30 protein-coding genes are annotated in these 25,711 nt (G+C 35.9%); 16 read left to right on the top strand and 14 right to left on the bottom strand.

Features of this window, described 5'->3' with window-relative positions; translation table 11 throughout:
• Nucleotides 1-183: hypothetical protein (locus B9Y84_RS20785; RefSeq protein ID WP_221406440.1), on the top strand; the 183-nt coding region annotated here is incomplete at its 5' end.
• A gap of 205 nt (nucleotides 184-388) precedes the next feature.
• Here B9Y84_RS20785 and xerA read toward each other — a convergent pair.
• Nucleotides 389-1,522 carry a site-specific tyrosine recombinase/integron integrase gene (gene xerA, locus B9Y84_RS20050; RefSeq protein ID WP_176223857.1) on the bottom strand — a complete coding sequence of 378 codons (1,134 nt, stop codon included), beginning with the start codon at nucleotides 1,520-1,522 and terminating at the stop codon, nucleotides 389-391.
• Between the two features lie 94 nt (nucleotides 1,523-1,616).
• On the opposite strand from xerA, the gene B9Y84_RS20045 reads away from it, so the two are divergent.
• The 3 genes from B9Y84_RS20045 to B9Y84_RS20035 all read left to right on the top strand — a co-directional run bounded on the left by B9Y84_RS20045 (nucleotide 1,617) and on the right by B9Y84_RS20035 (nucleotide 4,782).
• The gene (locus B9Y84_RS20045; RefSeq protein ID WP_085519187.1) at nucleotides 1,617-1,991 is read left to right on the top strand and encodes a hypothetical protein; all 375 of its coding nucleotides are present in this window, start codon (nucleotides 1,617-1,619) and stop codon (nucleotides 1,989-1,991) included.
• Nucleotides 1,992-2,240: 249 nt separating this feature from the next.
• Complete coding sequence (gene aspS, locus B9Y84_RS20040) at nucleotides 2,241-3,986, top strand: aspartate--tRNA ligase (RefSeq protein ID WP_085519186.1); 1,746 nt, start codon at nucleotides 2,241-2,243, stop codon at nucleotides 3,984-3,986.
• An 85-nt stretch (nucleotides 3,987-4,071) separates the two neighbouring features.
• A complete protein-coding gene (locus B9Y84_RS20035; protein ID WP_085519185.1) occupies nucleotides 4,072-4,782 on the top strand; it encodes a DUF6962 family protein in 711 nt (236 codons plus the stop codon).
• Here B9Y84_RS20035 and B9Y84_RS20030 read toward each other — a convergent pair.
• The 3 genes from B9Y84_RS20030 to B9Y84_RS20020 are packed head-to-tail and all read right to left on the bottom strand — an operon-like array spanning nucleotide 4,730 to nucleotide 7,250.
• The gene (locus B9Y84_RS20030) at nucleotides 4,730-5,473 is read right to left on the bottom strand and encodes a ZIP family metal transporter (protein WP_085519184.1); all 744 of its coding nucleotides are present in this window, start codon (nucleotides 5,471-5,473) and stop codon (nucleotides 4,730-4,732) included. The genes B9Y84_RS20035 and B9Y84_RS20030 overlap by 53 nt on opposite strands.
• A complete protein-coding gene (locus tag B9Y84_RS20025) occupies nucleotides 5,470-6,210 on the bottom strand; it encodes a class I SAM-dependent methyltransferase (RefSeq protein WP_085519183.1) in 741 nt (246 codons plus the stop codon). Before B9Y84_RS20025 ends, B9Y84_RS20030 begins: the two co-directional genes overlap by 4 nt.
• 2 nt (nucleotides 6,211-6,212) lie before the next feature.
• Nucleotides 6,213-7,250: an FAD:protein FMN transferase gene (locus B9Y84_RS20020; RefSeq protein WP_085519182.1), complete on the bottom strand. Its 1,038-nt coding sequence runs from the start codon at nucleotides 7,248-7,250 to the stop codon at nucleotides 6,213-6,215.
• A gap of 444 nt (nucleotides 7,251-7,694) precedes the next feature.
• Between B9Y84_RS20020 and B9Y84_RS20010 the strand changes: the two genes are divergently transcribed.
• The 6 genes from B9Y84_RS20010 (at nucleotide 7,695) to B9Y84_RS19985 (ending at nucleotide 13,575) form a co-directional block, all read left to right on the top strand.
• Complete coding sequence (locus B9Y84_RS20010; protein ID WP_085519180.1) at nucleotides 7,695-9,155, top strand: BatD family protein; 1,461 nt, start codon at nucleotides 7,695-7,697, stop codon at nucleotides 9,153-9,155.
• A gap of 23 nt (nucleotides 9,156-9,178) precedes the next feature.
• Nucleotides 9,179-10,255, top strand: coding sequence for a chorismate synthase (aroC, locus tag B9Y84_RS20005; protein ID WP_085519179.1), 1,077 nt, complete (start codon nucleotides 9,179-9,181; stop codon nucleotides 10,253-10,255).
• Nucleotides 10,255-11,706: a dicarboxylate/amino acid:cation symporter gene (locus B9Y84_RS20000; RefSeq protein ID WP_085519178.1), complete on the top strand. Its 1,452-nt coding sequence runs from the start codon at nucleotides 10,255-10,257 to the stop codon at nucleotides 11,704-11,706. The genes aroC and B9Y84_RS20000 overlap by 1 nt, the downstream gene beginning before the upstream one ends.
• A 24-nt stretch (nucleotides 11,707-11,730) precedes the next feature.
• Entirely contained in the window at nucleotides 11,731-12,327 is a 597-nt protein-coding gene (locus tag B9Y84_RS19995; protein WP_085519177.1) for a NifU family protein, read from the top strand.
• A gap of 87 nt (nucleotides 12,328-12,414) precedes the next feature.
• Nucleotides 12,415-12,837, top strand: coding sequence for a VOC family protein (locus B9Y84_RS19990; protein ID WP_085519176.1), 423 nt, complete (start codon nucleotides 12,415-12,417; stop codon nucleotides 12,835-12,837).
• Nucleotides 12,838-12,912: 75 nt separating this feature from the next.
• Nucleotides 12,913-13,575, top strand: coding sequence for an AlbA family DNA-binding domain-containing protein (locus B9Y84_RS19985; protein ID WP_085519175.1), 663 nt, complete (start codon nucleotides 12,913-12,915; stop codon nucleotides 13,573-13,575).
• Nucleotides 13,576-13,577: 2 nt separating this feature from the next.
• Here the strand turns inward: B9Y84_RS19985 and B9Y84_RS19980 are convergent, their stop codons facing one another.
• From B9Y84_RS19980 to B9Y84_RS20690, 5 genes are all read right to left on the bottom strand, one after another.
• A complete protein-coding gene (locus B9Y84_RS19980; RefSeq protein ID WP_085519174.1) occupies nucleotides 13,578-14,297 on the bottom strand; it encodes a toxin-antitoxin system YwqK family antitoxin in 720 nt (239 codons plus the stop codon).
• Nucleotides 14,261-14,938 carry a hypothetical protein gene (locus tag B9Y84_RS19975; protein WP_085519173.1) on the bottom strand — a complete coding sequence of 226 codons (678 nt, stop codon included), beginning with the start codon at nucleotides 14,936-14,938 and terminating at the stop codon, nucleotides 14,261-14,263. Before B9Y84_RS19975 ends, B9Y84_RS19980 begins: the two co-directional genes overlap by 37 nt.
• A gap of 2 nt (nucleotides 14,939-14,940) precedes the next feature.
• Nucleotides 14,941-15,621, bottom strand: coding sequence for a hypothetical protein (locus tag B9Y84_RS19970; protein WP_085519172.1), 681 nt, complete (start codon nucleotides 15,619-15,621; stop codon nucleotides 14,941-14,943).
• A gap of 63 nt (nucleotides 15,622-15,684) precedes the next feature.
• Nucleotides 15,685-16,959, bottom strand: coding sequence for a hypothetical protein (locus B9Y84_RS19965; protein WP_085519171.1), 1,275 nt, complete (start codon nucleotides 16,957-16,959; stop codon nucleotides 15,685-15,687).
• Between the two features lie 990 nt (nucleotides 16,960-17,949).
• Nucleotides 17,950-18,114 (bottom strand): hypothetical protein, encoded by a 165-nt coding sequence (locus B9Y84_RS20690; RefSeq protein ID WP_176223856.1) that lies wholly within the window; start codon nucleotides 18,112-18,114, stop codon nucleotides 17,950-17,952.
• A gap of 127 nt (nucleotides 18,115-18,241) precedes the next feature.
• Between B9Y84_RS20690 and B9Y84_RS19955 the strand changes: the two genes are divergently transcribed.
• Both B9Y84_RS19955 and B9Y84_RS19950 read left to right on the top strand, forming a co-directional pair.
• Nucleotides 18,242-18,694, top strand: a complete 453-nt coding sequence (locus tag B9Y84_RS19955) for a hypothetical protein (protein ID WP_245830900.1) — start codon at nucleotides 18,242-18,244, stop codon at nucleotides 18,692-18,694.
• 83 nt (nucleotides 18,695-18,777) lie between these two features.
• Complete coding sequence (locus B9Y84_RS19950) at nucleotides 18,778-18,990, top strand: hypothetical protein (RefSeq protein WP_085519170.1); 213 nt, start codon at nucleotides 18,778-18,780, stop codon at nucleotides 18,988-18,990.
• Nucleotides 18,991-19,102: 112 nt separating this feature from the next.
• Here B9Y84_RS19950 and B9Y84_RS19945 read toward each other — a convergent pair whose 3' ends face one another.
• The 4 genes from B9Y84_RS19945 to queA form a co-directional block, all read right to left on the bottom strand.
• Nucleotides 19,103-19,516, bottom strand: a complete 414-nt coding sequence (locus B9Y84_RS19945) for a hypothetical protein (protein WP_085519169.1) — start codon at nucleotides 19,514-19,516, stop codon at nucleotides 19,103-19,105.
• 68 nt (nucleotides 19,517-19,584) lie between these two features.
• Nucleotides 19,585-20,325, bottom strand: a complete 741-nt coding sequence (gene porT, locus B9Y84_RS19940) for a type IX secretion/gliding motility protein PorT/SprT (RefSeq protein ID WP_085519168.1) — start codon at nucleotides 20,323-20,325, stop codon at nucleotides 19,585-19,587.
• Nucleotides 20,274-20,996: a bifunctional demethylmenaquinone methyltransferase/2-methoxy-6-polyprenyl-1,4-benzoquinol methylase UbiE gene (gene ubiE, locus B9Y84_RS19935; protein ID WP_085519167.1), complete on the bottom strand. Its 723-nt coding sequence runs from the start codon at nucleotides 20,994-20,996 to the stop codon at nucleotides 20,274-20,276. The genes porT and ubiE overlap by 52 nt, the downstream gene beginning before the upstream one ends.
• A gap of 126 nt (nucleotides 20,997-21,122) precedes the next feature.
• Nucleotides 21,123-22,169, bottom strand: a complete 1,047-nt coding sequence (gene queA / locus B9Y84_RS19930) for a tRNA preQ1(34) S-adenosylmethionine ribosyltransferase-isomerase QueA (protein ID WP_085519166.1) — start codon at nucleotides 22,167-22,169, stop codon at nucleotides 21,123-21,125.
• Between the two features lie 101 nt (nucleotides 22,170-22,270).
• Between queA and B9Y84_RS19925 the strand changes: the two genes are divergently transcribed.
• Genes B9Y84_RS19925 through B9Y84_RS19910 form a run of 4 tightly spaced genes read left to right on the top strand, consistent with a single transcriptional unit; the run spans nucleotide 22,271 to nucleotide 25,190 of the window.
• Nucleotides 22,271-23,518 carry an ABC transporter permease gene (locus B9Y84_RS19925; RefSeq protein ID WP_085519165.1) on the top strand — a complete coding sequence of 416 codons (1,248 nt, stop codon included), beginning with the start codon at nucleotides 22,271-22,273 and terminating at the stop codon, nucleotides 23,516-23,518.
• A gap of 29 nt (nucleotides 23,519-23,547) precedes the next feature.
• On the top strand, nucleotides 23,548-24,081 hold the full coding sequence (locus B9Y84_RS19920) for a hypothetical protein (protein ID WP_085519164.1): 534 nt from the start codon (nucleotides 23,548-23,550) through the stop codon (nucleotides 24,079-24,081).
• Between the two features lie 7 nt (nucleotides 24,082-24,088).
• Nucleotides 24,089-24,547 (top strand): nucleoside deaminase, encoded by a 459-nt coding sequence (locus B9Y84_RS19915; protein WP_085519163.1) that lies wholly within the window; start codon nucleotides 24,089-24,091, stop codon nucleotides 24,545-24,547.
• A gap of 37 nt (nucleotides 24,548-24,584) precedes the next feature.
• The gene (locus tag B9Y84_RS19910) at nucleotides 24,585-25,190 is read left to right on the top strand and encodes a superoxide dismutase (RefSeq protein ID WP_085519162.1); all 606 of its coding nucleotides are present in this window, start codon (nucleotides 24,585-24,587) and stop codon (nucleotides 25,188-25,190) included.
• 58 nt (nucleotides 25,191-25,248) lie between these two features.
• On the opposite strand, the gene B9Y84_RS19905 is transcribed toward B9Y84_RS19910, so the two are convergent.
• Nucleotides 25,249-25,711: PorP/SprF family type IX secretion system membrane protein (locus tag B9Y84_RS19905; RefSeq protein WP_139828115.1), on the bottom strand; the 463-nt coding region annotated here is incomplete at its 5' end.

Raw genomic sequence — 25,711 nt, 5'->3', positions numbered from 1 at the left:
TGTTCCTTTCTTAAATCCTACTACATCATCTGCCATGTCAGTTGGAGGCATGACTTAATGGTATATAGGAGAAACTATGTATCCGTTGTCATGGCGGTAGAAAGCCTAATCCATTCCTCCATAAAAATGATTGCTTTTTCATTAGCCTCTGAATTCCTTGACTTTTTGGCAAGAATCGGCTAACTTCAATCTAAGTTTTTGAACGGTCTTTACCGTTTAGAAGCACAATGCTTCCACGGCTCGCCCGCAAAACTTAGGCCTTTTCAAGGCTAATCAATCCGCTTTTATGCCCTCTTTCTGCCAACTGCCTAGCAGAATAATTTTAAGAAAGGAATTAAATACAACAATTGTATAAAGTAAGCATTCTTACTTTATACGCATTACATTTTTAGCAATCTAAAGGATTTTCAATTGAATTAAAAATATTACTAGCCACATGTGTATAGATCTCTGTCGTCTTTGAGGAATTATGTCCTAATAATACCTGTATATAGCGTAAATCTGTTCCTGCTTCCAATAAGTGGGTAGCAAATGAATGTCTTAAGGTATGTGGTTTTACCTTCATCCTAATTCCTGCTTTTCTGCCTGACTTCGCCACTATGTTTCCAACACTTGTTCCGCTGTAGGGAATTCCTTCACGGCCCTCAAACAAATACTTTTTAGGTTTATATGCTTTATAGTATATCCTTAATTTTTCTAGTATTTTTTTACTTAAAAGAGTTATCCTGTCTTTGTTCCCTTTTCCTTGATGCACCTTTATTAACATTCTCTTCGCATCAATATCCTCTAATTTTAAATTAATCAATTCGCTTCTTCTAAGTCCAGAAGAATACAGTAAACTAATAATGCACTCATGCTTAAGGTTATATGTTCTTTCGATCATTAGTTTGGCTTCCTCTTTACTTATAATATTTGGAAGTTTTTCTACTTTCGCAGGTCGTTCAATACTGTAAAACCTATTAGGCATTCTTAATACTATCTCGTAGTAAAATTTTATCGCATTTAAGCATTGGTTTACATAAGAATCAGATTTGCCCTCTTGAATTAGTTTTTGAAGATACTCCTTTACTTGCTCTTCTGTTATTTTAATTAAAGGCTCGGATTTATAATAATTTATGAACTGTTCAAAAAATGAAATATAAGATTTAACGGTGTTTGGTGAGTAACGCTTTCTTTCAAGCTCATTAAAATATTCTTCAGGACAGCTTCGGTATTCTTTATCCAACTCCCTTTTCCGATATGCTTTTATTATTAATGAAGGATTTGAACTGCCCATCCAGCCCCTTCTACTAAAATAGCGCATATCCAAATAGGCTACACCTCTAAATTTTGCTAAAAGTTCAGTGTAATTCTCATTTGTATTGGGAATACAAACCATTGAATAAGTAGTACTCCACCTTACGGCAGTTAAGGTTTTAACTAGTTCCTGAATGACTTTATCTGGATAGAATCTCAGTCCAATCATCCTTCGATTATTAATAATAAGATGCTTTAATGTAATGACTTTAGATAAATGTTCCATTAAATCTAGTTTTATACAAACACCGCTAAAAATTTCATCAACTTAAAATTTAACCGTAGATTTATACGTATATTAAACGTTTAACTCTACAGCTATGGATAATTGTCTTAATTGCGGAAAGGAACTAGAAGGTAGAGCAGGAAAGAAGTTTTGCAACACCTATTGTAAATCTAACTATCATTATGAGCGCAGCAAAGGAAAAGAAAGCACATTATTTAAGACGATTGATAAACAGCTGAAGTTAAATCGTAGAGTTTTAAAGAATTATAATCGGTCTGGGAAAGCAACGGTAAGAGCGGAAGAACTTTTCAAATATGGTTTTGAACCAAAGTACTTTACGCATTATTGGAGAAACAGTAAAAAGCAAGTTCATTTCTTTTATTACGAATTTGGTTTTATTTCTTTCACAGATGAAACGGGCAATCGAAAATTTACCTTAGTAAAATGGCAAGACTATATGGACAATTAAATAGGGTTTGCTAACTAAAGATTCAGCTACCCTAGATATAAATGGGCAAAGTCAAATGATCGAAGTTCTCATGTGTAGGTAAATCGGCATGATCATTATAATTCTCCTGCAATATTTGCAGTAAACTCTCGCCCTCGTTTTCCAACTTATGCCAAAAATTTCTTTAGTCTTCAAATTCAATCCGCAAAACTACTTCATCAATTCGGCTAATTGCTTACCTTTGCCCAAAATTTGAACTAAGATTTTATCATGCATAGGACACATCATTGCGGAGAGCTCAGAATAGAAAATAAAGGTCAGCAAGTAATTTTAAGCGGCTGGGTACAGCGCGTTAGAAATAAAGGCGGATTGCTATGGATCGATTTACGCGATCGCTACGGAATTACTCAACTTTTATGTGAAGAAGGAAAAACAAACGAAGATATTCTGAAGACCGCTAGAAAAGTAGGCCGAGAGTTTGTTTTGCAAGCGAAGGGCGAGGTACTGGAAAGATTCTCCAAAAATGATAAAATGGCTACTGGAGATATCGAAATATCTTTGGAAGAATTAAATATACTGAATGCTGCCAAAACACCCCCTTTTACAATCGAAGATGATACAGACGGTGGCGAAGAGTTAAGAATGCAATATCGCTACTTAGATTTAAGAAGACCCGCAGTTAGAGAAAAACTAAAACTGCGTCATCAGCTTATGCAAGCAACTCGTAGATTTATGGATGGTGCAGGATTCTTGGAAGTAGAAACGCCAGTTTTGATCAAATCTACTCCAGAAGGAGCGCGTGATTTCGTAGTTCCATCAAGAGTGCATGAAGGAGAGTTTTACGCCTTGCCACAATCCCCACAAACTTTCAAGCAATTACTGATGGTTTCTGGCTTTGATAAATATTTCCAGATAGTAAAATGTTTTCGCGATGAAGATTTACGTGCAGACCGTCAACCTGAATTCACCCAAATTGATTGTGAAATGTCATTCGTGGAGCAAGAAGATATTTTGACCACATTTGAAGAGATGGTGAAGTATCTTTTCAAAGAAGTAAAAGGAATAGAAATTGAAGATTTCGAAAGAATGACTTATGACCAAGCCATGAAATTATATGGCTCGGATAAACCGGATATTAGATTCGGGATGCCTTTCGTGGAATTAAATCAATATGCTCAAGGCAAAGGGTTCAATGTATTTGACCAGTCGGAATTGGTGGTTGGAATAAGCGTTCCGGGAGCAGCAGAATACACGCGGAAGCAGTTAGATGCATTAACCGAATATGTCAAGCGCCCGCAGATTGGTGCAAAAGGCTTGGTTTATGTGAAATGCAATGAAGATGGTAGTTATAAATCTTCAGTAGATAAATTTTACAGTCAAGAGGACCTCAAAGCTTGGGCGGAAGCAGCTGAGGCAAAAGCAGGTGATTTACTCTTGGTATTGAGTGGAGCTATCGACCACACGCGCAAAGCCATGAATGAATTGCGTCTAAAAATGGGGTCAGAGTTAGGCTTGAGAGATCGAAATGTTTTTAAACCGCTTTGGGTTTTAGATTTTCCATTATTAGAATGGGATGAAGAAACAAAGAGGTTTCATGCCATGCACCATCCCTTCACGAGTCCTAAGTTAGAGGATATGGAATTCATTGAGTCCGATCCAGGTAGAATTAGAGCCAATGCTTACGATATGGTCATCAATGGAGTTGAAATTGGCGGTGGTAGTATAAGAATTCACGATAAAGCATTGCAGCAGAAAATGTTTAAAGCGCTCGGTTTCACTGAGGAAGAAGCGCAGAAACAATTTGGATTCTTGATGGAAGCTTTTGAATATGGTGCACCACCGCATGGTGGGATCGCCTTTGGTTTCGATAGATTGTGTGCCATGTTTGGAGGTTCAGATTCTATCAGAGATTATATCGCTTTCCCTAAAAACAATGCCGGGCGTGATGTAATGATTGATTCACCGGCTACCATTTCACCCGAACAATTAAAGGAATTGCATTTAAGTATAAAATAAAATTAATATATTGTTCATCAGTTTAATTTTTGACTGAATAGCTAGTGGGACCATTCTAGGTCCACTAGCTATTGATTTTCGGTTTTTGAATGGTTTTAAATTGATTGAACACACCTACATAGAATTTTTGGGATTTGAACTAGCAGATCCCTTAACTTTCATCACTGATATTTTGATGGCTGCTTTTTGTGCTTATTTCGGGCATAGACTTTTCCATGATTATAAATCAAAATACGCAAAATTAGCCTCCTATTTTTTTCTATTTCTTGCACTGTCGGCCTTTTTAGGTGGGACTTCTCATCTGCTGGATCTTTATTTTGGTAAGAATCCACATTTGCTTGCATGGACCATGCAGGGAATTTCAATCCTTTTTATACAAATCGCGAGTTTGAAATTATTGTTACCTTCTAAAACGAAAATGTTCTTACAAGGAGTGATTTTTGCTTTCTTTGGAATATTTATTGCGCAGGTTTTGACAGTTCAGCACTTTGACGTTGTAAAAGTCAATTCAATTGTAGGCTTAATTGGATTTGTTTCTTTGATTCACCTGTACAAATTTTTTCAAGAAAGAGATACTGCTTATTTAAGAATCCCCCTAGCCATTGCATTATTTGCAATGCCGGCTATGATTCACAGTTTCGGGATTTTTTATAATAAATGGATTGACCAAAATGTAATTAGCCATCTACTTCTTTTGCCTTGCTACTATTTACTTTATTCCGCCTTAAAACAAGTAGCCATTCTTAGAAAGAAAACTCAGCCAATACCGCGACCGCTGCCCCTAGAAGAGAAATAAATAATTTCTTGAAGTTAAAACTATGATCAGGGCTACTTTCAAAAAAGATGGTAGTAGAAATATGTAAAAAATTACCCGATACTACTGCAAATAATATCAAAAATACATTGTCTGAAAATATTTCAGCATCATGCAAAAGATGACTTAGCCCCAAACCTGCCGGACTTGCAAGGCTAAAGATCACTAAAATCAAAACTGTTTTCCATTTTGTGTGAAGGTGGCAAATCATGACTGACATCAAAGCAAATGCGGCCGGCATTTTATGCATTAAAATGCCAAAAAATACTGAATTAGTATTGTCGTGAGAATGTATGGTGTCGGGATGGGCCAGGAGCGTGCCTTCCAAAAATGCATGGATCGATAGTGCTATTAATAAACCTAGCCATTTGTTTTGTCCGTGGTGATGATGATCTTCTATGTTATGTAAATGGCCATGCTCTACGCCTTCAGAGAAATACTCTAAAACGACTTGGATGAAAAAGCCAGCTAATACATATAAACTGATATGTGCGACATTTTCGCCCTGAGAGAAAATCTCGGGAAGAATATGGATTACGGTTACAGAAAACAAATACGCCCCTGCAAAAACGAGTGCCAACTTGAAAAAAGAATTATTGACTTTAGGTATAAAGAATACTAAATAACCAGCGCCAAATGTTAATAAAAACAAGATTACGGAATTACTAATCATAATTTCTTAACAATAAATATCATACGTTCAGAGGTTTCGGGTTCATATTCATTGAGTTCGTAATCGCCAAAGGTTTGTTGAAGCATAAAGTGAGCGTTACGAAAGTATTCTAAAAAAGATAGCCTTCTGATGGCTTTTACCCTTTCCTGAAATTCGTGAATCTCTCCTTCAGCTTCAAATTTGATCGTTTTGATAATGCTTTCTCCATCAAAGTGTCTTGTTAGGTGAAATTCAATATCGTCTATTGTTTTAACTTCTTCGTTCACCAGGTTGTGAATCACTCTGTAAGGATTAAGAAAGTCTAAAACAAAAATACCGCCACTTTTGAGAGAATCAGCTACAGAAGTGATGCATTTTTGGTTTTCTTCTTCTGTTTTAAAGAAGCCGAAACTGGTGAAAAGGTTAAAAGCGTAATCAAAATAATCATGCTTAAAGTTTTCACGCATATCTCGGATATGAAAACGCAGGTGCTCATTTTCATATTCTTTCGCCATTTCTATGTTTCTTTCCGAAATATCAATACCCTCAACCTCGTAGCCTTTCTTATTCAGGAAAATGGAATGCCTTCCACTACCACAAGCAACGTCAAGTAATTTTGCGTCTTGGGGTATTTTTAAATGTCCCAACAGATTGGAGAGAAAGAATTTAGCTTCTCTATCGTCTCGATTTTTGTACAGTATATGGTAAAAAGGAGAGCTAAACCATTCACTGAACCATTCCTTTTTTTTCTCAGTCATAATCAAAGAATGATATTTCCTCCTAAATTTTCAGTAGTGTACTGCTGCAATTCTCCGTCTGCATCTTCATAGATGAAAAATGCTTTGAGGTGATCTTGCTGAGACAGAATTTCTTTTGCTTGCTCTAATCCAGTCACCATAAAAGCAGTAGACCAAGCATCTGCTTCCATGCAGCTAGGAGCCACTACAGTGGAACTTATAATGTCCCTTTGAATAGGATAGCCAGTTTTAGGATTGATGCTGTGACCATATTTCTTGCCTTCATAAACAAAAAATTTGCGATAATTACCAGAGGTTGAAATAGCTTCATTGTCTAGTTTAATGATTGCTACTCTCTTGGCTTGCTGATCCGCTTCTGTCTTTGGGTCATCAATACCAATAGACCATAAATCCCCATTTTCATTTTTTCCGCTTACTCTAAGTTCTCCTCCTAATTCTACCATCATATCTTGAACGTTTTTCGATTTTAAGAAATCAAAAATCACATCTATTGAATAGCCTTGAGCTATAGCGTTGAAATCAAGCGATACTTTATCTTTTTCTTTCAGTACCTTCTGCCTTGTGAAGTTAATGTATTCAAATCCAACATATGCTTTTATTTCCTCAATTCGACTACTGTCAGGGAAGTCTACTTTTTCTGGGCCAAATCCCCATGCTTCGATCAAAGGGTAGACAGTGGGATCGAAAGCGCCATTAGAAGCTTCATGAATTTCTTTTGATTTTTCTAGTACAGGGTAGAAGTATGGAGACTTAAATTGAAAGCTATCTGCTTTATTAAATTTTGCAATCTCTGAGTTCTTAATATAAGTGGACAAACTCAAGTCAAATTGATTTAAGATAGAATCGATCTCCTGTTTGAAATTTCTATTTTCATCGTCCGAATAGGTGATATTGTAAGTAGTTCCCTGTGCTTCTCCAGAAATATAAATATAGGGCACTTCTTTGGTTTTAGGTTTTTGGCTATCTCGGTAGAACCAAATAATGGCTACAGCAGCGATTAAAATCAATGAATAGATGGAGTTTTTCTTCCGATTGTTCATGCTTAAAAATTTGAAGCAAAACTACATTAAATGCAAATGAATTGCGAATACAGAAGGGGATTTTTAACAATAGAGCAAAAAAAAACCACCTTTTGGGTGGCTTTCAATATTAAATAGTTTGGAAATGTTTGTTTAACACATCACGGTACTTCGAACTAAAGTTTCTATAGCACCATTCCTTCAACAAATTCAGCTCTTGTTCAACTAACAGAGCAATAGCTTTTGTCAATTCTTTTTCAAATAAACGTCTATCGAAACTTACTTTTGAAAGAATTGATTTCACATAATCTAACATAGCTATTATGGTTTGGGTTGTAGTAATTACTTTTAAAGAACTTACGTTTTAAAGTATGTTGAAAATAGTAAAATTTTATTAAAATCGAAAATTAAACACTAATTTTAACGTTCGATTGCTTAAAGTATTTGACTAAAAATACGAGGAAGATGACGATAAGGTTAGTAAAATTTTTAATTATATTTTCAATAGTTTTGTTGGGTAGCTCCTGGCTATCTGCACAGGATATTTCTATAGAATTAGGACCAGATAGAATTGCTTTAAATCAAGCATTCACCATCACTGTGAAGGTGGAGGGTGAAACTTTGAAGTCGTATGACAAGTTTCCTGAAGTGTCTGGTATGGTGAAAAGAGGAACATCAAGTAGCTCATCCACCAATATTTTCAATGGTCAGGTGACCAGAAGCCAAAGTATTACACAAACGTATGTTCCTGAAAGGGAAGGAACTATCAAAATCCCGGCATTTACGATAAATGTGAATGGCAAATCAATAAGCTCACCTGGGAAGACGGTAGAAGTGGGACCCGCTAAGCAGCAAAATACAAATAGAAGATATGATCCTTTCGGTAGCGATCCTTTCGAGGACTTTTTTGGGAGAAGAGATGAACCCGAAGAGTTTGTTAATTTAAAAGAGGATGCATTTTTTGCGTTGACGACTAATAAGGATGAGGTTTATGTGGGAGAAGGGGTGAATACTACCTTGGCTTTCTATGTATCCAATGAAAATAGAGCACCTCTACAATTTCATGATTTAACTAATCAACTCACTGATATTTTACGGGATGTGAGGCCAAATAACGTTTGGGAAGAGAATTTTAATATTGAAAATATTACTGCAGAGCCTGTAAATATAGGAGGGAAGAGATATAGTGTATACAAAATATTTCAAGCTACATTCTTTCCACTTGGAGAGCAGGACCTAAAATTCCCTAAGGTGGGCTTGGAAATGATTAAATATCAGGTAGCTAAAAGCAGAAGTTTTTTTGGTCAGAACAGAAAAGAGACTTTTAAAACCTTCTATTCTAAACCCAAAACTGTAAAAGTGAAAGCCTTGCCTGATCATCCTTTAAAAGATCAAGTTTCAGTAGGTAATTATAAACTATCAGAAAACATCAATTCTACTGAACTGAATACAGGGGAAAGCTTTCAATATGAATTTGAAGTAAGAGGAACTGGTAATGTTTCGGGAATAGCAGAACCGCAGGTGACTAATAAAAAGAATTTAGAGATTTATTCTCCTGATGTAAGTGAAAACATCACTAGAAGTGGGGTTTCTGTTCGAGGATCAAAAGCATTTCGGTATTATATGATTCCGAAGGAACCCGGGGAATACGATTTATCAGAGTATTTTCAATTTGTATTTTTCAATACCTCTACTAATAAATATGATACGCTAAAATCAGATTATAAAATTAAAGTGAGCGGGGAAAGCATGGCAAATGTAAACATTGAACAAGCTTCTTCCGATGGACTATTTTATGATAGAATTGATGAGGTGTCTAATCAGTTACAATCTCACCAGACCACTGAAATCTGGAAATGGGTGTTTAACATATTTCTCGTAGTGGCTTTTTCACTTTCATTGTTCATCTTACTGAAAAAATCCTAAATTGCGCATCAATTTTTGTATAAATGAGCAATAGTTTCGGAAAAATCTTCAAAATCACCACTTATGGTGAATCTCATGGCGTGGGCATAGGTGTTATCATTGACGGATGTCCTGCTGGGGTGGAAGTTGACGAAGTATTATTACAGGCTGAAATGCAACGGAGAAAACCAGGGCAGTCAAAAATTACTACTCAAAGAAAAGAAGAGGATGAAGTTGAGGTTTTGTCTGGTATTTTTGAAGGAAAAACCACGGGAACTCCAATTGCTTTAAGTATTCGTAATACCAATCAAAAAAGTAAAGATTACTCTCATATTAAAGATAGTTACAGACCTTCACATGCTGATTTTACTTACCAAGAAAAATACGGGCTACGTGATTATCGAGGAGGTGGACGAAGTTCAGCAAGGGAAACTGCTGCCAGAGTGGCTGCAGGTGCTATTGCTAAAATGTTTTTGCAAAAATTGGATATTAATATTGCGGCATATGTCACGCAAGTGGGCAGTCTCAAGCTTGATAAATCTTACTTGGAAATGGATTTAAAAAAAGCGGAAGAAAATATTGTACGTTGCCCTGATCCTGAAATGGCTGAAAAGATGATTCAGCATATAGATGAAACAAGAAAAAATAGAGATACAATTGGCGGAATTGTGAGTTGCGTCATTCAAGGAACTCCAGTGGGTTTAGGAGAGCCTGTTTTCGATAAATTACATGCAGTTCTAGGTCAAGCTATGCTAAGTATTAATGCAGTAAAAGGCTTCGAGTATGGGAGTGGGTTTGAAGGGGTGAAAATGTACGGTTCAGAACATAATGATCGCTTTGAAACAGAAGATGGAAAAGTAAAAACAGCTACCAATCATTCTGGTGGCATTCAAGGGGGCATTTCCAATGGTCAAGATATCTACTTTAACGTAGCTTTCAAACCGATTGCAACGATCATGAATGATCAAGAAAGTATTGATAAAGATGGAAATAAAGTAACTGTGAAAGGCAAAGGAAGGCATGACCCATGCGTGGTGCCAAGAGCAGTGCCTATTGTGGAAGCGATGGCCGCTATTACAATTGCGGACTTTTTATTAAGGGCTAAAACGAATAAAATTTGATGAAGAAATTACCATTACACATTAAAATTATTATTGGTCTAGTATTAGGAATTGCTTGGGCCTTTATCTCAAGTTACCTCGGCTGGAACCAATTCACCATTGACTGGATTGATCCTTTCGGTACCATATTCATCCGAGTATTGAAAGCTATCGCAGTTCCTTTAGTACTTCTTTCCATCATCAGCGGGGTTTCCAGTTTAACAGATATCAATAAGTTAGGGAAGCTCGGACTTAAAACTATAGCTTTTTATTTGTTGTCAACAATTGTTGCTGTAGGTATAGGTTTGACGCTTGTTAATTTGGTGCAGCCTGGCAAGTTTGTGAATGAAGACCAACGAGTTAAGAACAGGATAAAATATGAACTTTGGGTGAGTGAAAATCCGGATGTTCCACAACCAAAAGACGGACGTTCATTTTTACAGGAGCAGCAGTATCAAGAATTAGTGAGTTCTACAATGAATGAGTCCGCTATGGATTCTTTAAAAACTGTAGCAGAAGCCTCCAACGACCGAGTAGATCAATTAGCTGAATCTGCTGATGAAACCACTAACCAAGGGCCTTTAAAGTTTTTTGTGGATATGGTTCCTGAGAATGTTTTTGGTGCTTTTAGTAGCAATGCCAATATGCTTCAAGTTATTTTCTTTGCCATCTTCTTTGGAATTTGCTTAGCAATGCTGCCCAATGATAAAGTAGGAGGAGTTATCAGTTTTGTAAACGGGGCTAATGAGGTGATTCTTAAAATGGTAGACATCATTATGAAAGCCGCTCCGTTTTTTGTTTTTGCATTATTAGCAGGGGTAATAGCTAAAATGGCCGATACGCCCGCCCAAGTATGGCAAATATTCAAAGGCTTAGGAAGCTATTCTATTACCTTATTGGTAGGTCTACTTTTCATGATATTTGTCTTGTATCCCTTGATTGTATCAATCTTCATTAAGAAACTAACCTATAGAGAATTTTTGAAGCGGATTAGCCCTGCTCAATTCTTGGCTTTTTCTACTTCTAGCAGTGCAGCTACTTTACCAGTAACTATGGAGTGTGTCGAAGAAAACATGGGGGCCTCGAAGAAGATTAGTAGCTTTGTATTGCCGATTGGTGCTACAGTAAATATGGATGGTACTAGCATGTACCAGGCGATTGCTGTGGTGTTTTTAGCTCAACTACATATGGTTGACCTGACTTTAGGTCAGCAACTAACGATAGTGCTAACTGCTACTTTAGCTTCTATTGGTTCGGCAGCAGTGCCAAGTGCCGGTTTGGTAATGATGATTATTGTTTTGAACTCAGTAGGTTTAAATCCTGCATGGGTAGCTATCATCTTCCCTGTGGATAGAATTCTGGATATGTTTAGAACTGTAGTGAACGTTACAGGCGATGCGACTGTTTCTACATTGATCGCAAAGTCAGAAGGAGAACTTAATGTTCCGGATGACGTTCCAGCAAATAAATAAATTTAAAAGACTTAAATAAAAAAGATGAGTACGCAGACACAACAACCTGTTACCATTTATATGGAAGCCAATCCGAATCCGAATTCGTTGAAATTCGCAACTAACCAAATGTTAGTACCGGAAGGAGATTCCTTTGACTTTCCATCTATAAAAGAGACCGCCCGGGCGCCATTAGCAGAAATCCTTTTTCACAAAGAATATGTGGATCGGGTGTTTTATATGAGTAATTTCGTAACGGTGACCAAAAAGCCAGAATACGAGTGGGTAGAAATACAAAATGATGTAAAGGATACCATCAAAGAATTTTTAGAATCTGGTAAGCGAGTAATTGAATTGCAAGCCAAAGATTTATTCGAAGAAACGAATACTAGCGAAAATGCTGAGTTGGAAGAGCAAATCAAGAATATCCTAGAAGAGTATATCAAGCCAGCAGTCGAGCAAGATGGAGGCGCTATTTCTTTTCACTCCTACGACAAAGATGCTCAAAAAGTAAAAGTGTTACTGCAAGGGTCCTGTAGCGGATGTCCTTCTTCTACTATTACTTTGAAAGCCGGCATTGAAAATCTTTTAAAAAGAATGTTGCCAAACGATGTGCAGGAAGTAGAAGCAGAAGGCGTTTAAATTAATTACACATTTTTACAAGCAGTCTTGAATCACATTCAATGACTGCTTTTTTTATAGCATACAAGTCTATTTAATAAAATCCAGATGAAAAATATCAGACCTTTTCATGTTGCTTTTCCCGTTGCAGATTTAAAAGCGACTCGTCAGTTTTTTGAAGAAGTTTTAGCTTGTAAGATCGGTCGTACTTCCGAAAGATGGATTGACTTCGATTTATATGGACATCAAATTACAGCGCATCTCACTGATGAGCCTATTCAAGAACCAGCAGCTAATCCGGTAGATGGAAAATCAGTTCCCATTAAACACTTTGGAGTTATATTGGAGTGGGAGCAATGGCATGATTTAGCTGATCGACTAAAAGGAGCTAATACAGATTTTATAATTGAGCCTTACATTCGTTTTAAAGGAGAGCCAGGGGAACAAGCTACTATGTTTTTTCTAGATCCAAGTGGCAATGCATTAGAATTCAAGTCTTTTAAAAGGGACGAGGATATTTTCGCATCATAACTTTTCTCTTATTTAAATAAAAGGATCAAACCGATTGCTTATGCTTTTAGTTATGATCAATATCACTTCCGAGTAATGGAGCTAAAAGATCTATATCGACTAGTAAAACGTGGCGAAGGTGACAGGTTGGAGTTTAAACGAAAAGCTGCTCACCCAGAAAAGATTGTGAAGGAGTTTGTAGCTTTTGCCAATACTAAAGGGGGTGATGTTTTGATAGGGGTAGATGATAATGGTAATATTCCCGGAGTAAAGTACGCTGAGGAAGAAATTTATGTCTTAAATAAGGCACTTACTAAATTATGTAAACCCCGCTTGCGATACGAATATACTATCATCCCGCTAGATGAAAATGAAGATAGAGCGGTTGTGCGTTATGAAGTGGCCGAGAGTAAGAAAAAGCCCCATTATGCTTTGCCTGACGAAAATACTGATTGGGGAAAGGCCTATGTTCGCCTAGCCGATAAAAGCATCCAAGCGAGTAAAGAAGTTAGAAATGTTATCAAGTTCTCCCAGAGGAAAAATGCTAGAATCCTCCAAATTCAGGAAAAAGAAAAGGTTTTACTAGAATATTTAGGCGAACATGAGTCTATAACTTTGACTAAATTCCAAGAGATTTCAAAATTAAACCGATATAAAGCCTCTATGGTTTTAGTGAATTTGGTGGTATCCAATATCTTAAGAATAAATCCTTCGGATAAGGAAGACACCTTTAGTATGGCGCCTATAATTAATTTATAGTTCTAATTGTTATTAGCATAAATTTTTTTACCATTTTCCGCAATTTTCATCCATCTCCCGGCTGGATCTCCATAAGAATAACTTCCAGATGATATCGTATCCCCAATTTCATTGAACTTCATCCATGCGCCATGTTTTTGATCGCCCTTAAAGTTCATTGATGCAGAAAGTTTACCATTTTCAAAATACTTTTTCCACTGTCCTGATTTCTTCCCGTCCTTATAATATGCTTTATGATTTATTGAGCCGGACTCAAAATAAACAAGCCACTCATTAGTTTTATACCCCTCTTGATAATGACCAGATGTGTAGATGTCTCCGTTTTCAAAATAAGTAACCCATAAACCTGATTTCAAACCCTCGATATATTTTCCTGATGATTTAACCTCACCATTAGCATGAAATTCATGCCACTTACCAATTTTTTTATCTCCAATAAATTTTCCTATTACAGCAATATCTCCTTTGTCATTGTATTTTAGATAAGTTCCGTTCAGTTTTCCTTTTTGATATTTTCTTATTTCAATTATTACACTGTCTTTATTTCTAACAAATTCCAGTCCATTTTTTAACGAATTTTTGTATATAAACAGCTGTTCTTTCCAATTAGTAGAAGATTCGATGACGTTGTAGTCATATGGGATTTCTGTATCGTTCCTGATAGAGTCACAAGAACTGAAAAAGATTAGAAAGAATATGAAAAAGTAGGTTGAATTATCCATCCGAAGAAATCGCTATTAAAGCTGCCAAAACCATCAATTTTTAGTCCTATCATGGACTTTTCATTTTTTGAGTAGAAACCATATTCAAATCCTATATTAAGACCTAACTCACGATTCACATTATTATTCACCAGAGGAAAGCCAGGTATATAGTTACCATCTTCGTCAATATCTATTTCATAATCTACTATGGAAGTAAATAGGCGATATAAATGCAAGCCATAATCAAATCGCAAACGGTGACGGCCACTGTTTTTCAATAAATCTAAATATGAACCTAGTACTAAACCAGCATATAGTTTATCAAATTCCTGACCAGCAAAAAACATTAAATCGTCACTATAATCCTGTCGGTAATCACCTTTGTAAAACTTTAATTGAACAGGGAGCTTTTCATTCATTAAAAATGACCATGAAAATGATATAACCCTGCCCAGTACTAGTGGATCCTCTTTCCAATTGGTCGCTAAATATTCAGGACGACTACTGTTTTCATCATATTTTGGAAACAAGGCATTATTATAGTCAAAACCCATCCCCATTCCAAGAGATATTTTGCTTTCGGAAATGAACTTTTGTGCTTTTACATTCAGTACTGATAAACATGTCAATAGTATGAAAATTAATAAAAACTGTCTCATAATTAAAAGTTGATCGTGACGAAAGGTGATAGAATAATACTCTCTAGCCCATAACCACCAAATAAGGTGTAAGCATTTAAATTTAAACCCAAATGTAACGCCTCTTTTATTTGCTGAGAGTAGGAGGTGTTAAATGAAAAACCGATATCGCCAAAAGTTCTAGAATTTGTTTGTAACTGTGTTACGTATAATTTACCATCAGGTCCTTCACTTGGTATATATGATACACCTGAGTCTGAAAAAATTCTTACAATAGGTCCAAATCCGATATTTAAAACACCCTTTTTGAGATAGATATTTCTGGTTATTAAAATGTCGATGGGCATGTATTTCACTACATATTTCTTATCTCCAAAGCCACCTAAAATATCCATGTTCGATTTTTGGTATTCTAACTTAAAGCTGGTGAAACCTATTCTTCCCAATAATTCCCACTTCTTTGATAGTTGGTAATTAAATCTAATTCTATTATTCCAACCAATATATACTTTTTGAAGCTCAAAATTATCTGGAATTATACTAGGCCTATTATCTTTATATGATGGCCTTAAAAGTTCTACAACATCCAAATGAAGACCTGATTCAAAGCCAATAGAAACCTTAGTACCCTCCATTAACTTTTGAGAATATAGTGGTACCATTGAAATTAATGTCAAGAGGGCTGATACAATAAAAGTTTTCATAAATTAATTTTTAAAAAGCGGGTGTAAGAAATTTGCACCCGCTTTTTTGTTTAGAGTGAGTAACTATTCATATTCCATGGTAGGAGCAAGAGTAAATGAAAGACCACCTGCAGTTCTCCAAGCATGTCCATTATGGAATCCATTTCCAAAATTGCGGTCATCTTCAGAATCGTAATAAAAATTTTCTCTTCCTAAATCTTCATTCAATAATACCCCATTTTTAGAAGAAAAATCTTCATCATAAGTAGTAGTGGTGACGTTTCCGTTGTGTAATAACCTCACAGTTCCATCTAGTCTAACTGTTTTATTGGTGTTGTCGTATTCATAAATCCCTAATCCTTGTGTCAATTCTTCAGGAGCCCAGGCGTTATCCCAACTAGTGTTTACATTAACTACCGTATGTCTATTTATTTGTCTTCGGGTCAGTGACATTGTCCCAAGCTCAGCAATTTGTGATTTTGTACCTCCTGAATAATAAGGATATGCTCGGATAAATTTAAATTCAGAAGCACCACCATTTATGACATTAACAAAAGCATCATATTGAGTATTACACTTTATTGCACCTACATTGACTAGCATTCTATATAAATCTTCATACTCGTGGGGGTGTGAAGAACCACCACCTGTGGAACCACCACCAGATGAGCCACCACCGCCATATCCTCCACCTGAACCACCATCGTCAATAGGCATTAGAATTAATGTTGTGTTACCATCTGCATAGTCATCATCGACATGGTCAATAAGTTGTGGAGGATCTAGAGGGAGGTTACTTCTCCCACCTTCTTGAGATACTTTCACTCTATATCCTTCTACAACATCTCCCTGATTTTCCAAAGTTGCGGCTACTATCGTTATGTTGTCAGTTTCCAACATTGCCTCTTCAATATAAGGCATATAGAGTTCAATATTGCTGTCAACAAGCGTTTGAATCAGCTTTTCTAGTTCTTCGTTGTTTTTCTTCCCTGATCTTTTAGCACTAGCACTGCCCTCACTTCCATGATAGTATTTAGCAAATGTATCTTTAAAAGTTAGCAAACTAGAACTGAGCCTTTGAAAGCTTTCCGTAGTCGGATCGAATAAGGTTTTTAACATGATGCCTTCTTCCTCTACACCGATTTTAAGTAATTCCTTTCTTAAATCAGGTTCTTTTTGCAACATTTCAAGAAGAATATCCTGAGCTTCTAAATTTGCATTCCCCAATTTGATTAATTCTTCAGTTTGAATCTCTTCTTCTGGGGTCAAAACTTTTTCATCTTCCAAATTGGGATTGCAGGCATACATTATAAAAATGCCTAAAACTAGTACTGTGATTTTTGAAATAATCTTTTCCATGATTAGTTGATAGTTTAGTTATAAATAATTTTGCACAACTAGCTAAGAATCTAAAATTTTATGGAAATAATAAGTCTATACACCATTAGAGTGGGCAAATCAAATTATTTACACTTTGTAGGGTTAATTAAAGAACATTAGGTACCAGTTATTTCTTTAATGATTAACATATTTCAAATACGTTGAATCTAGTTGATAGGTAAATGTATTATTTAAATAATTAAAAAAAAATAAAAAAGTACATAATAAGAATGCAGTGATTAGCTTTTGTTAATTAGTTGCTTAGTGAAAATGGATGATTAAGTAGGTGTAAAACAGGTAGATATTACCTAAATACTTGTGTAAGTTTCGGTTCTTTAGGTGAAAAAAATATGGTAAATCAATATTTTATTACATCGGATAATTTGCTTCTTGTGATGAGTATGTTTCCTTCTGCAAGGAAGTTCAAGATGGTGCTTATAATCAAATTTTAAGAAGTTCCCGTTTCAGTGAATTTATTTCTATTATACTAGAATTATGTTTCAATACTTAATATTGAAGATAATTTTATTGATCATCTCACAATAATTCTCTGGCAGTAGATAAGGTGGATATGTATGTCATGAGAAATTGCAAATTTTTTGAAGACTATCGATAACTAAAAATAAGGAAAAGATTGCTTGATATCGATGACTCAAGATGGCCTGCCATTCAATTGACTCAGCTCAAAGACCCAATAATTAGCCTGATTTTATCATTGCTAGTGGGTTGTTTGGGAATTTACCGTTTTTATATTGTTGATGTCGGATTAGTTATCCTTAAATTAATTACTTGAGGTGGGTTTGGAATTTGGGTGATCGTAGATTGGTTCTTAATCATGGGAGCTACAAGGGAGAAAAACATATAGAAGCTTCATCAGATACTATAGATAAATGCAGAAGAAGAGACTAAATATGCTTGTTGCTGGAATTACTCTTTTGAGTTTGACTTGGGTAGGATTCAAACTGAGTATTATGGCATTGAACGTCTGTTTTTTGAATATCTTGCTTCTCTGCTTTGTCCGGCTTGTGGTACTACGCAAAGTGTTTTGTCTTTGATAGTGGTGGAACGTGTAAGCAGCACTTTCGGCAAATCCACACTGTTTATTGGCTCTGGTTTTAATAATCGTACTGCCATTATGGGTCTTGGTAGATTTATTTTCGGGAAAGTATTCGCTGCATTATTTTTTTATTAGTACAGAAAATCGGATTAGGAAAAAGTACATAGCTGGTCCTTTTATTATTCTGGGGCTAATGAACTGGGCGTGGAACATAATGAAAAATTTAAGATTGAAACAAGGAATTTTTCATATAAGGTAGATGATAGTGAGGCTGAAAAAGCCTCTAATAGTTATTTAATGTCACGGGTGTTCATAACCGCAGGTCTTCCTTTACCTATATTTAATTTGATCGCTACTTTTATCTTTTATTTAGGTAACCAGCGTTCTACTCCTTTTTTGAGAAGGTACTGCACCCATACGTTCTTCTCTCAGCTTTCCTTGGTTATTATTAATAGCATCGGTTTTTGGTGGGCGTTTTTCATACTTTTTGAAGAAAGGGTGTTTAATATTGATTATATAGTTTACCTGATTGTACTTTTCACATTCAACCTACTTGAATTTGTAGCCACTAATTATACAGCTTTTCAAACCCGAAAGGGTATTCATGTTAAATGGTGGTTTTACAGAGACCTCTCCTGCTCAATGGTTCAACTCTGATTTTTATGAAAAAAGCTGTAAGGTTTTTTTTGCTTTTCATTTCTTTTGTCACGCTCTGGTTTGCCTTATCGCATATTAATTGAGTGCAAATTTTACAGGTGAAAGAAGTGACTGTTTCTCCCAAAGGGAAATTGGGAAACCAGATTAAAAATGCCATTGAACATTCCGAAGAAATCGTCCAGGATGAAGAAATTAAGAAGGTGATTGACAGAATTTTACTTAAAATAGCTGACAAACATAATATAGATGCAGCAGAACTTAATCTTCTGCTTGTTAATAACCCACAAGTGAATTAATTCACTTTGCCGGTGCTTAGTGGAAGAAGAAAAACAATCCAAAGCAGTTATTTCTAGTCGCTTCAGGAGCACTTTGAAGGAAGAAAAAGATTCAAAAATGGAGTAATTGAAATTATAATTTTACAGCTACCCCAACTCTCATGGCAAAACCACTGCTAACCGCAAAATAGTCTGCCATGGTTTCCAATCTCCAATTACTATTCAGACCAATTGCATACCCCATTCCTAAAGCTAGATCAGAGTTGTTTTTTAATATGCCTCTCATTCTAAGGAAAACAGGATTGATAGGATAGAACCTGAAGCCAGCCGAACCGCCTAAATCTTTTTCAATAAATTCTAGTCCACCTGTTAAAGCAAAACGGTTTGCTACAAAATATTGTGCCTCAGCACCAAATCTATATTTGGGGATATTTTCAAAGAAAGGAGTACTTAAAACATCGATCCCTGCAGCTAATCGCCATTGAGCTTTTGACTCGGATAAAGTAAACAAAGAAATAAAGCAAAGAAGAAGTACAAGTTTTTTCATAACAATCTGGTTTTGTGGAATACAAATTTAATTCAAAATTTATATTATAGATTACCTAAAGATTAAATTTATTGAAATTGGAAATAAATGGAGACGCTATTGGTGACTAATTCATTGATTGGACTGCTATAGCTATTTTGCCGATCAAATAAGGCATTTGTTAAGCCTCTTGAAAATCTAATTTCGGGAGAGAATTTGAACAATTCGTAGTAGATATCTATTCCAAAACCAATTTCCAAAGCCAGATTAAAAGTGTTAATCAGTAGTACATCTTCATTTATTTCGGATGGTCTTTTGCCACTTACTTCAAAAGATGGCTTAACTCCTCCGATCATGTACGCTCTAAAATTATTTCTTCTTTGAGATTTGTATTTAAGCAAAATAGGTAGTTCTGCATAGAATGCTTCCTTCTTTCCTTGAAAAGTAATTTCTTCTGCCTGGTCGTAGGTGTTGTAATTTAAGGTGTACTGATAGAGTCCTACACCGGGAGTTGTACGGAAATCTAAGTATTGAGCAATTCTTAAATTAAAAATGAATCCAACTGTGAAACCAGGCGCACTCTCTGGAACAACAGAATGCAATGAGTCAAATTGATTGCTTAAGTAAGCTTCATTATATCTTACTTTCAAATTTGCGGTATGACCTCCTAAATAGAAGCCATAATGGATTAATTGCTCATCATAATTTGGTAAGTTCTCTTTCTCGTAAATCTGAGCCGAAGCTTGAAAACTGAAAACTGTCCCAAGCAGGAATAAAATTATTTTATTCCTGTGTAAATTGAGCTTATGCCAAATGTTAGAGGTTTGCATACAGTATCTTTGAAGCCTAAGATATCCAGTTTAGAGGTGAATTCTTTTCCATCAGGAAAGGACTTTACCGATTCTGGTAAATAAGTATAGGCTGCATTATCTTTTGAAATTGTTTTGCCTAAAGTAGGTAAGATATTTTTAAAATAGAAATTGTAGAGCTGTTTAAAAGGGAAGCTTTTAGGCTTGGAAAATTCCAATACTACTACTTTTCCGCCCGGTCGCAGCACTCTATACATTTCTGCTAATCCTTTTTCAAGGTTTTCGAAGTTTCTTACCCCAAAAGCAACGATGATGGCATCAAACTTATTATCTTCAAAAGGAAGGTTTTCTGAATCGCCTGAAGCTAAAGTGATTTTATCATCTAATTTTCTCTTCTTCAACTTTTTCCTACCGAAAGAAAGCATACCTTCAGAAATATCAACTCCTGTCACGTGATCGGGGTTTAACCTCAATGCTTCTATAGCAAAATCGCCAGTCCCAGTCGCAATATCCAAGATTTGTTTAGGCTCAATATCTTTCAATAGTTTTATGGCTTTTTTTCTCCATCTGATATCGATGCCTAAGCTTAAGAAATGATTAAGGAAATCATATTTGTGGCTGATGTTATCGAACATATCAGCAACTTGTTGCTTTTTGCCTGTTTCTTTGTCTTTGTAGGGTAATACTGTCATCTGAAAATGGATTTGCTATTTATAAGAAGCTAACAGAGCGTTTTGGGGAAATGTTTCTTTTGGATAAAAATAAAACTGTTATGTTTCAATAATTCTACATAACAGTTTTATTTTGATATTTTAGTATTAGATGATCAACATAGCATCCCCATAAGAAAGGAATCTATATTTATGCTTGATTGCTTCTTGATAAGCTTTCATTACATTATCATAGCCTCCAAATGCTGCAGCCATCATCAATAGAGTGGATTCGGGCATGTGGAAATTTGTCAATAATGCATTGCAAATTTTAAATTCGTAAGGAGGGAAAATGAAGCGATCGGTCCAGCCTTCATTTTCTTTCAAATGATTATTAGCTGTTACTGAAGATTCCATGGAACGCATAGCTGTTGTACCTACAGCACAAACTCTTTTCTTGCTGTCCAATGATTCGTTTACCAATTCAGCAGTTTTCTTAGGAACCTTAAAGTTCTCCGAATCCATTTTATGCTTGGTCAAATCCTCCACATCTACCGGACGGAAAGTGCCTAATCCGATATGCAATGTGATGGGGCTGGTTTTGATGCCTTTTAGCTCCATTCTTTTCAAGACCTGACGAGTGAAGTGCATACCTGCAGTTGGTGCAGCAACAGCTCCTACCTCTTCAGCATAAATTGTCTGGAATCTTTCTCTGTCAGCTTCTTCTACTGGTCTTTTGATATATTTTGGAAGCGGAGTTTCCCCTAAAGAATCTACTAATTTGTAGAAATCTTGATCATCCCCATCGTATAGGAATTTAATAGTTCTCCCCCTTGAAGTGGTATTGTCAATAACTTCCGCTACTAATTCGCCATCTCCAAAATATAGTTTATTTCCAACACGAATTTTTCTAGCCGGATCTACCAACACATCCCACAAGTGCATTTCTTTATTGAGCTCTCTCAGAAGAAAGACTTCAATTTGGGCACCTGTTTTTTCTTTATTTCCATAAAGACGAGCAGGGAATACTTTAGTGTTATTGGTTACTAAAATGTCACCTTCATCAAAGTAATCGACAATGTCTTTAAAAGTTTTGTGTTCAATTTCTCCGGTATCTTTGTGCAAAACCATTAGCTTTGCTAAATCTCTGTCTTCTGCCGGATGTTGTGCCACCAATTTAAGTGGTAATTCGAATTTGAATTCTGATAATTTCATACTTAATATTACGGTATTAAGTGGTTAGACTTAAAATTTTAAGAGGGCAAAGTTAAGAATAGTTTTTGTAATCTTGTAGCTTTATATTTTTATATTTACATATGATTTACTTTCATCTGCTTCTGGAGAGTTTTCGCTTCGCTTTAAGTGCCTTGCGAGCCAATTTATTAAGAACTATTCTTTCATTACTTGGTGTAACGGTAGGAATTTTTTCTATCATCACTGTATTTACCTTGGTAGATTCATTGGAAAAGAATATCAAAGACAGTTTAAATTTCTTAGGGGACGATGTCATCAGAATAGAGAAGTTTCCTTGGATTTTTGAGGATGACTATCCGTGGTGGAAGTTTGTAAATCGTCCTAAAGCCGAATATAGTGAATATCAGTTTTTGAAAAGTAATTCTAAAGAAGCCAGTGCAGTGACCATTTTTGCGGAAAGGTTTGGAGTAACTGTGAAGCATGAGAGCAATAGTTTAAGTGGTGCTATCGTTTCGGGGGTAGCTTATCAGCATAAAGATGTTTTTGAAATTCCAGTTGAAACAGGGCGTTATTTTGGATTACAAGAGGTAGAAAAGGGAACCAATGTGACGATCATCGGAGCGGAAGTATCCAAAACTTTATTCCCAATGACGGATCCGATCGGAAAGGAAATAACATTGAGAGGCTTGAAATTTCGAGTAATTGGAGTCATGGAAAAGCAAGGGGCAAGTATTACGAATGCTCCTAGTGCGGACGATTTTTGTTATGTACCCTACAATACGTTTTTTAAAATGTATTCAGGTCAGGGGAATTTCGGAGTTGAATCCATTATAGCGCTTAAAGGTTATCCTGAAGATGAGGGTTTGAAGAATTTGGAAGGGGAAATAACAGGTCTTTTAAGACAGAAAAGAGGTTTGCGACCTCGGGAAGATACAAATTTTGCTATAAATAGACCGGAAGCATTTGCAGATTTTCTCGATTCAATATTCAGTGTGATTTCAATAGCTGGATGGGTAATCGGAAGTTTTTCGATTTTAGTAGGAGGCTTCGGTATTGCCAATATCATGTTTGTATCAGTAAAAGAAAGAACGAATATAATTGGCATTCAGAAATCCTTAGGTGCTAAGAATTTCTTTATACTTTTTCAATTTCTATTTGAAGCCGTTTTTCTTTCTGTAATGGGCGGCTTATTTGGTATTTTCTTGGTGTATCTACTAAGTTTTGTTTCTCTAGGCAGTCTAGATCTAACGCTTTCAATTGGTAATGTTATTATTGGAATAGCGGTTTCAGCTATTGTGGGAACTTTGTCCGGAATAGTGCCAGCAGGAATGGCAGCAAAATTAGATCCTGTTATTGCCATCAGAGCGTAATTTTTTAATAGATGTAAATAAAAAAGTAAATGATTAAATCCATCGGTTTAATATTTTTGGCGCTCTTTTTTGTGCAAGAGCCTGTTTTAAAAAAACAAAAGCTAACTGATTATCTCAGCATGGAAGTTTCTACTGAATTAAGAAAAATGACTCAGCAAGAACTTTCTGCCAAGTTTTTAGGAGCGAGAATTCCTGACGCAGCCATGACGGATGAGCAATCAGCAGTTGAATTTACTATCACAGCTTCTTCCACTTTTTGGCAAGATGACGATGTATCGCTCTTAAAAGAATTCTATGATTCTAGTATTCCTCCTTTGTTTCAGGAAATTGAGTTTTCTCAAAAGGAGTTGGTAGAAATAAATGGCAAAGAATTTGTTGCCTACCAATTTGAAGGTAAGCCTTTGGCAGAAGGTAATCGATCTGCTGAGCAGCGTTTTACATACTTGCTCTACACTCTTCATAAAAATGGATTGGTGGTTATCAGTTTTTCTTGTCCGCCTTATTTAAAGTCCAAATGGCAACCCATTGCCCAGAAAATGTTTGAAAGCACCAAATTTCGCTAAACATAAAATGGAACTCACCGTTAATTCTGACGAGTACTTTATGAGGGAAGCGCTTCGTCAAGCAGAAATTGCTTATGATGAAGGAGAAATTCCTGTTGGTGCTATTGTTGTTTGTCAAAAAAAAATAATTGCTAAGGCCTATAATCAGACTGAAAAGTTGAATGATGTAACCGCTCATGCTGAAATGCTGGCAATTACGGCTGCCGCTAATCATCTAGGGGGTAAATACTTAACTGATTGTACGCTTTATGTCAGTTTGGAACCTTGCGGGATGTGTGCAGGTGCGCTAAATTGGTCGCAAATAAGCGAAATTGTATATGCTTTAGAAGATGAAAAAAGAGGATTTACTAAAATTAATCCACATATGGTTCATTCAAAAACTAAAGTAAGAAGCGGTTTGATGGCAAGTGAAAGCAAAAAAATACTAGATAATTTTTTTGCAAGACTTAGAGATAGAAGGAATTGATTTTTAATAAATGTTTAACCTATAATTAATAAATATTATGGCTTTCGAATTACCAGCATTACCATATGCAAAAGATGCTTTAGAACCACATATAGATGCTAAAACAATGGAAATACACCATGGCAAGCATCACAACGGATATGTTACTAAATTAAATGGAGCTGTTGAAGGAACAGACATGGAAGGCAAGTCCTTAGAAGAATTGCTTAAAAATAGCAGTGATAACAATGCAGTAAGAAATAACGGTGGTGGTCACTATAATCATTCTCTTTTTTGGACTGTAATGAGCCCAAATGGAGGTGGTGAGCCTTCAGGTGCTTTAGCTGATGCCATTAATGCTGCTTATGGTTCTTTTGATAAGTTCAAAGAAGAGTTTGCTAATGCAGCAGCTACTCGATTTGGTTCAGGATGGGCATGGTTATGTGTGCACTCTGGCGGAAAAGTAGAGGTTTGTTCATCCCCAAATCAAGACAATCCTATCATGCCTAATGTTGGTTGTGGAGGAACTCCGATCTTAGGACTTGATGTTTGGGAACATGCTTATTACTTAAATTACCAAAATAGAAGACCTGATTACATCTCTGCATTTTTTAATGTAATTAATTGGGAAGAGGTTTCTAAAAGATACGCAGCAGGGAAATAATTAAATCATATTATAATTATGAAGGGCTGTAAATTTATAATTTACGGCCCTTTTTTTGTTAAAAGAATCTTCTGCCTAGTCCATGTTTTCCGAAAAGCTCAATATCGAGTGAAACCATTAAGGAATGCGTTCCGAATCCTGTTAAAGCAGTATTGTTTATAGGTAATTCAAATGCGTAGCCTAATTTCAGTGTTTCTCCTACTTTCATTTGCGTATTCAAGCCAATGGTGCCGAAATTTCTGAAAGATGCCCCAAGCCAAATCGTCTCATTTAATAGAAAGGAAGCATTTAGATCCAGTGCATAATTATCTTTATCCATATACATTAATAGAATGGAAGGCTTAAATTTTAAAGAAAAGAGCTGATCGAAAATATAACCAGCACTTAAATAGTAGTGTCTCCTATATCGAGTACTTTCCATGCCTCCATCATTTACTTTAGTGTCTAACATTCTAGGCACTGAAAGGCCAACATAGTAGTCTTTGCTCATATACCAAAAGCCTACTCCAATATTTTCCTCT

The sequence above is a fragment of the Marivirga sericea genome (assembly GCF_900177665.1).
Lineage (GTDB): Bacteria > Bacteroidota > Bacteroidia > Cytophagales > Cyclobacteriaceae > Marivirga > Marivirga sericea.
This window is presented reverse-complemented; position numbering and strand designations above follow the sequence as displayed.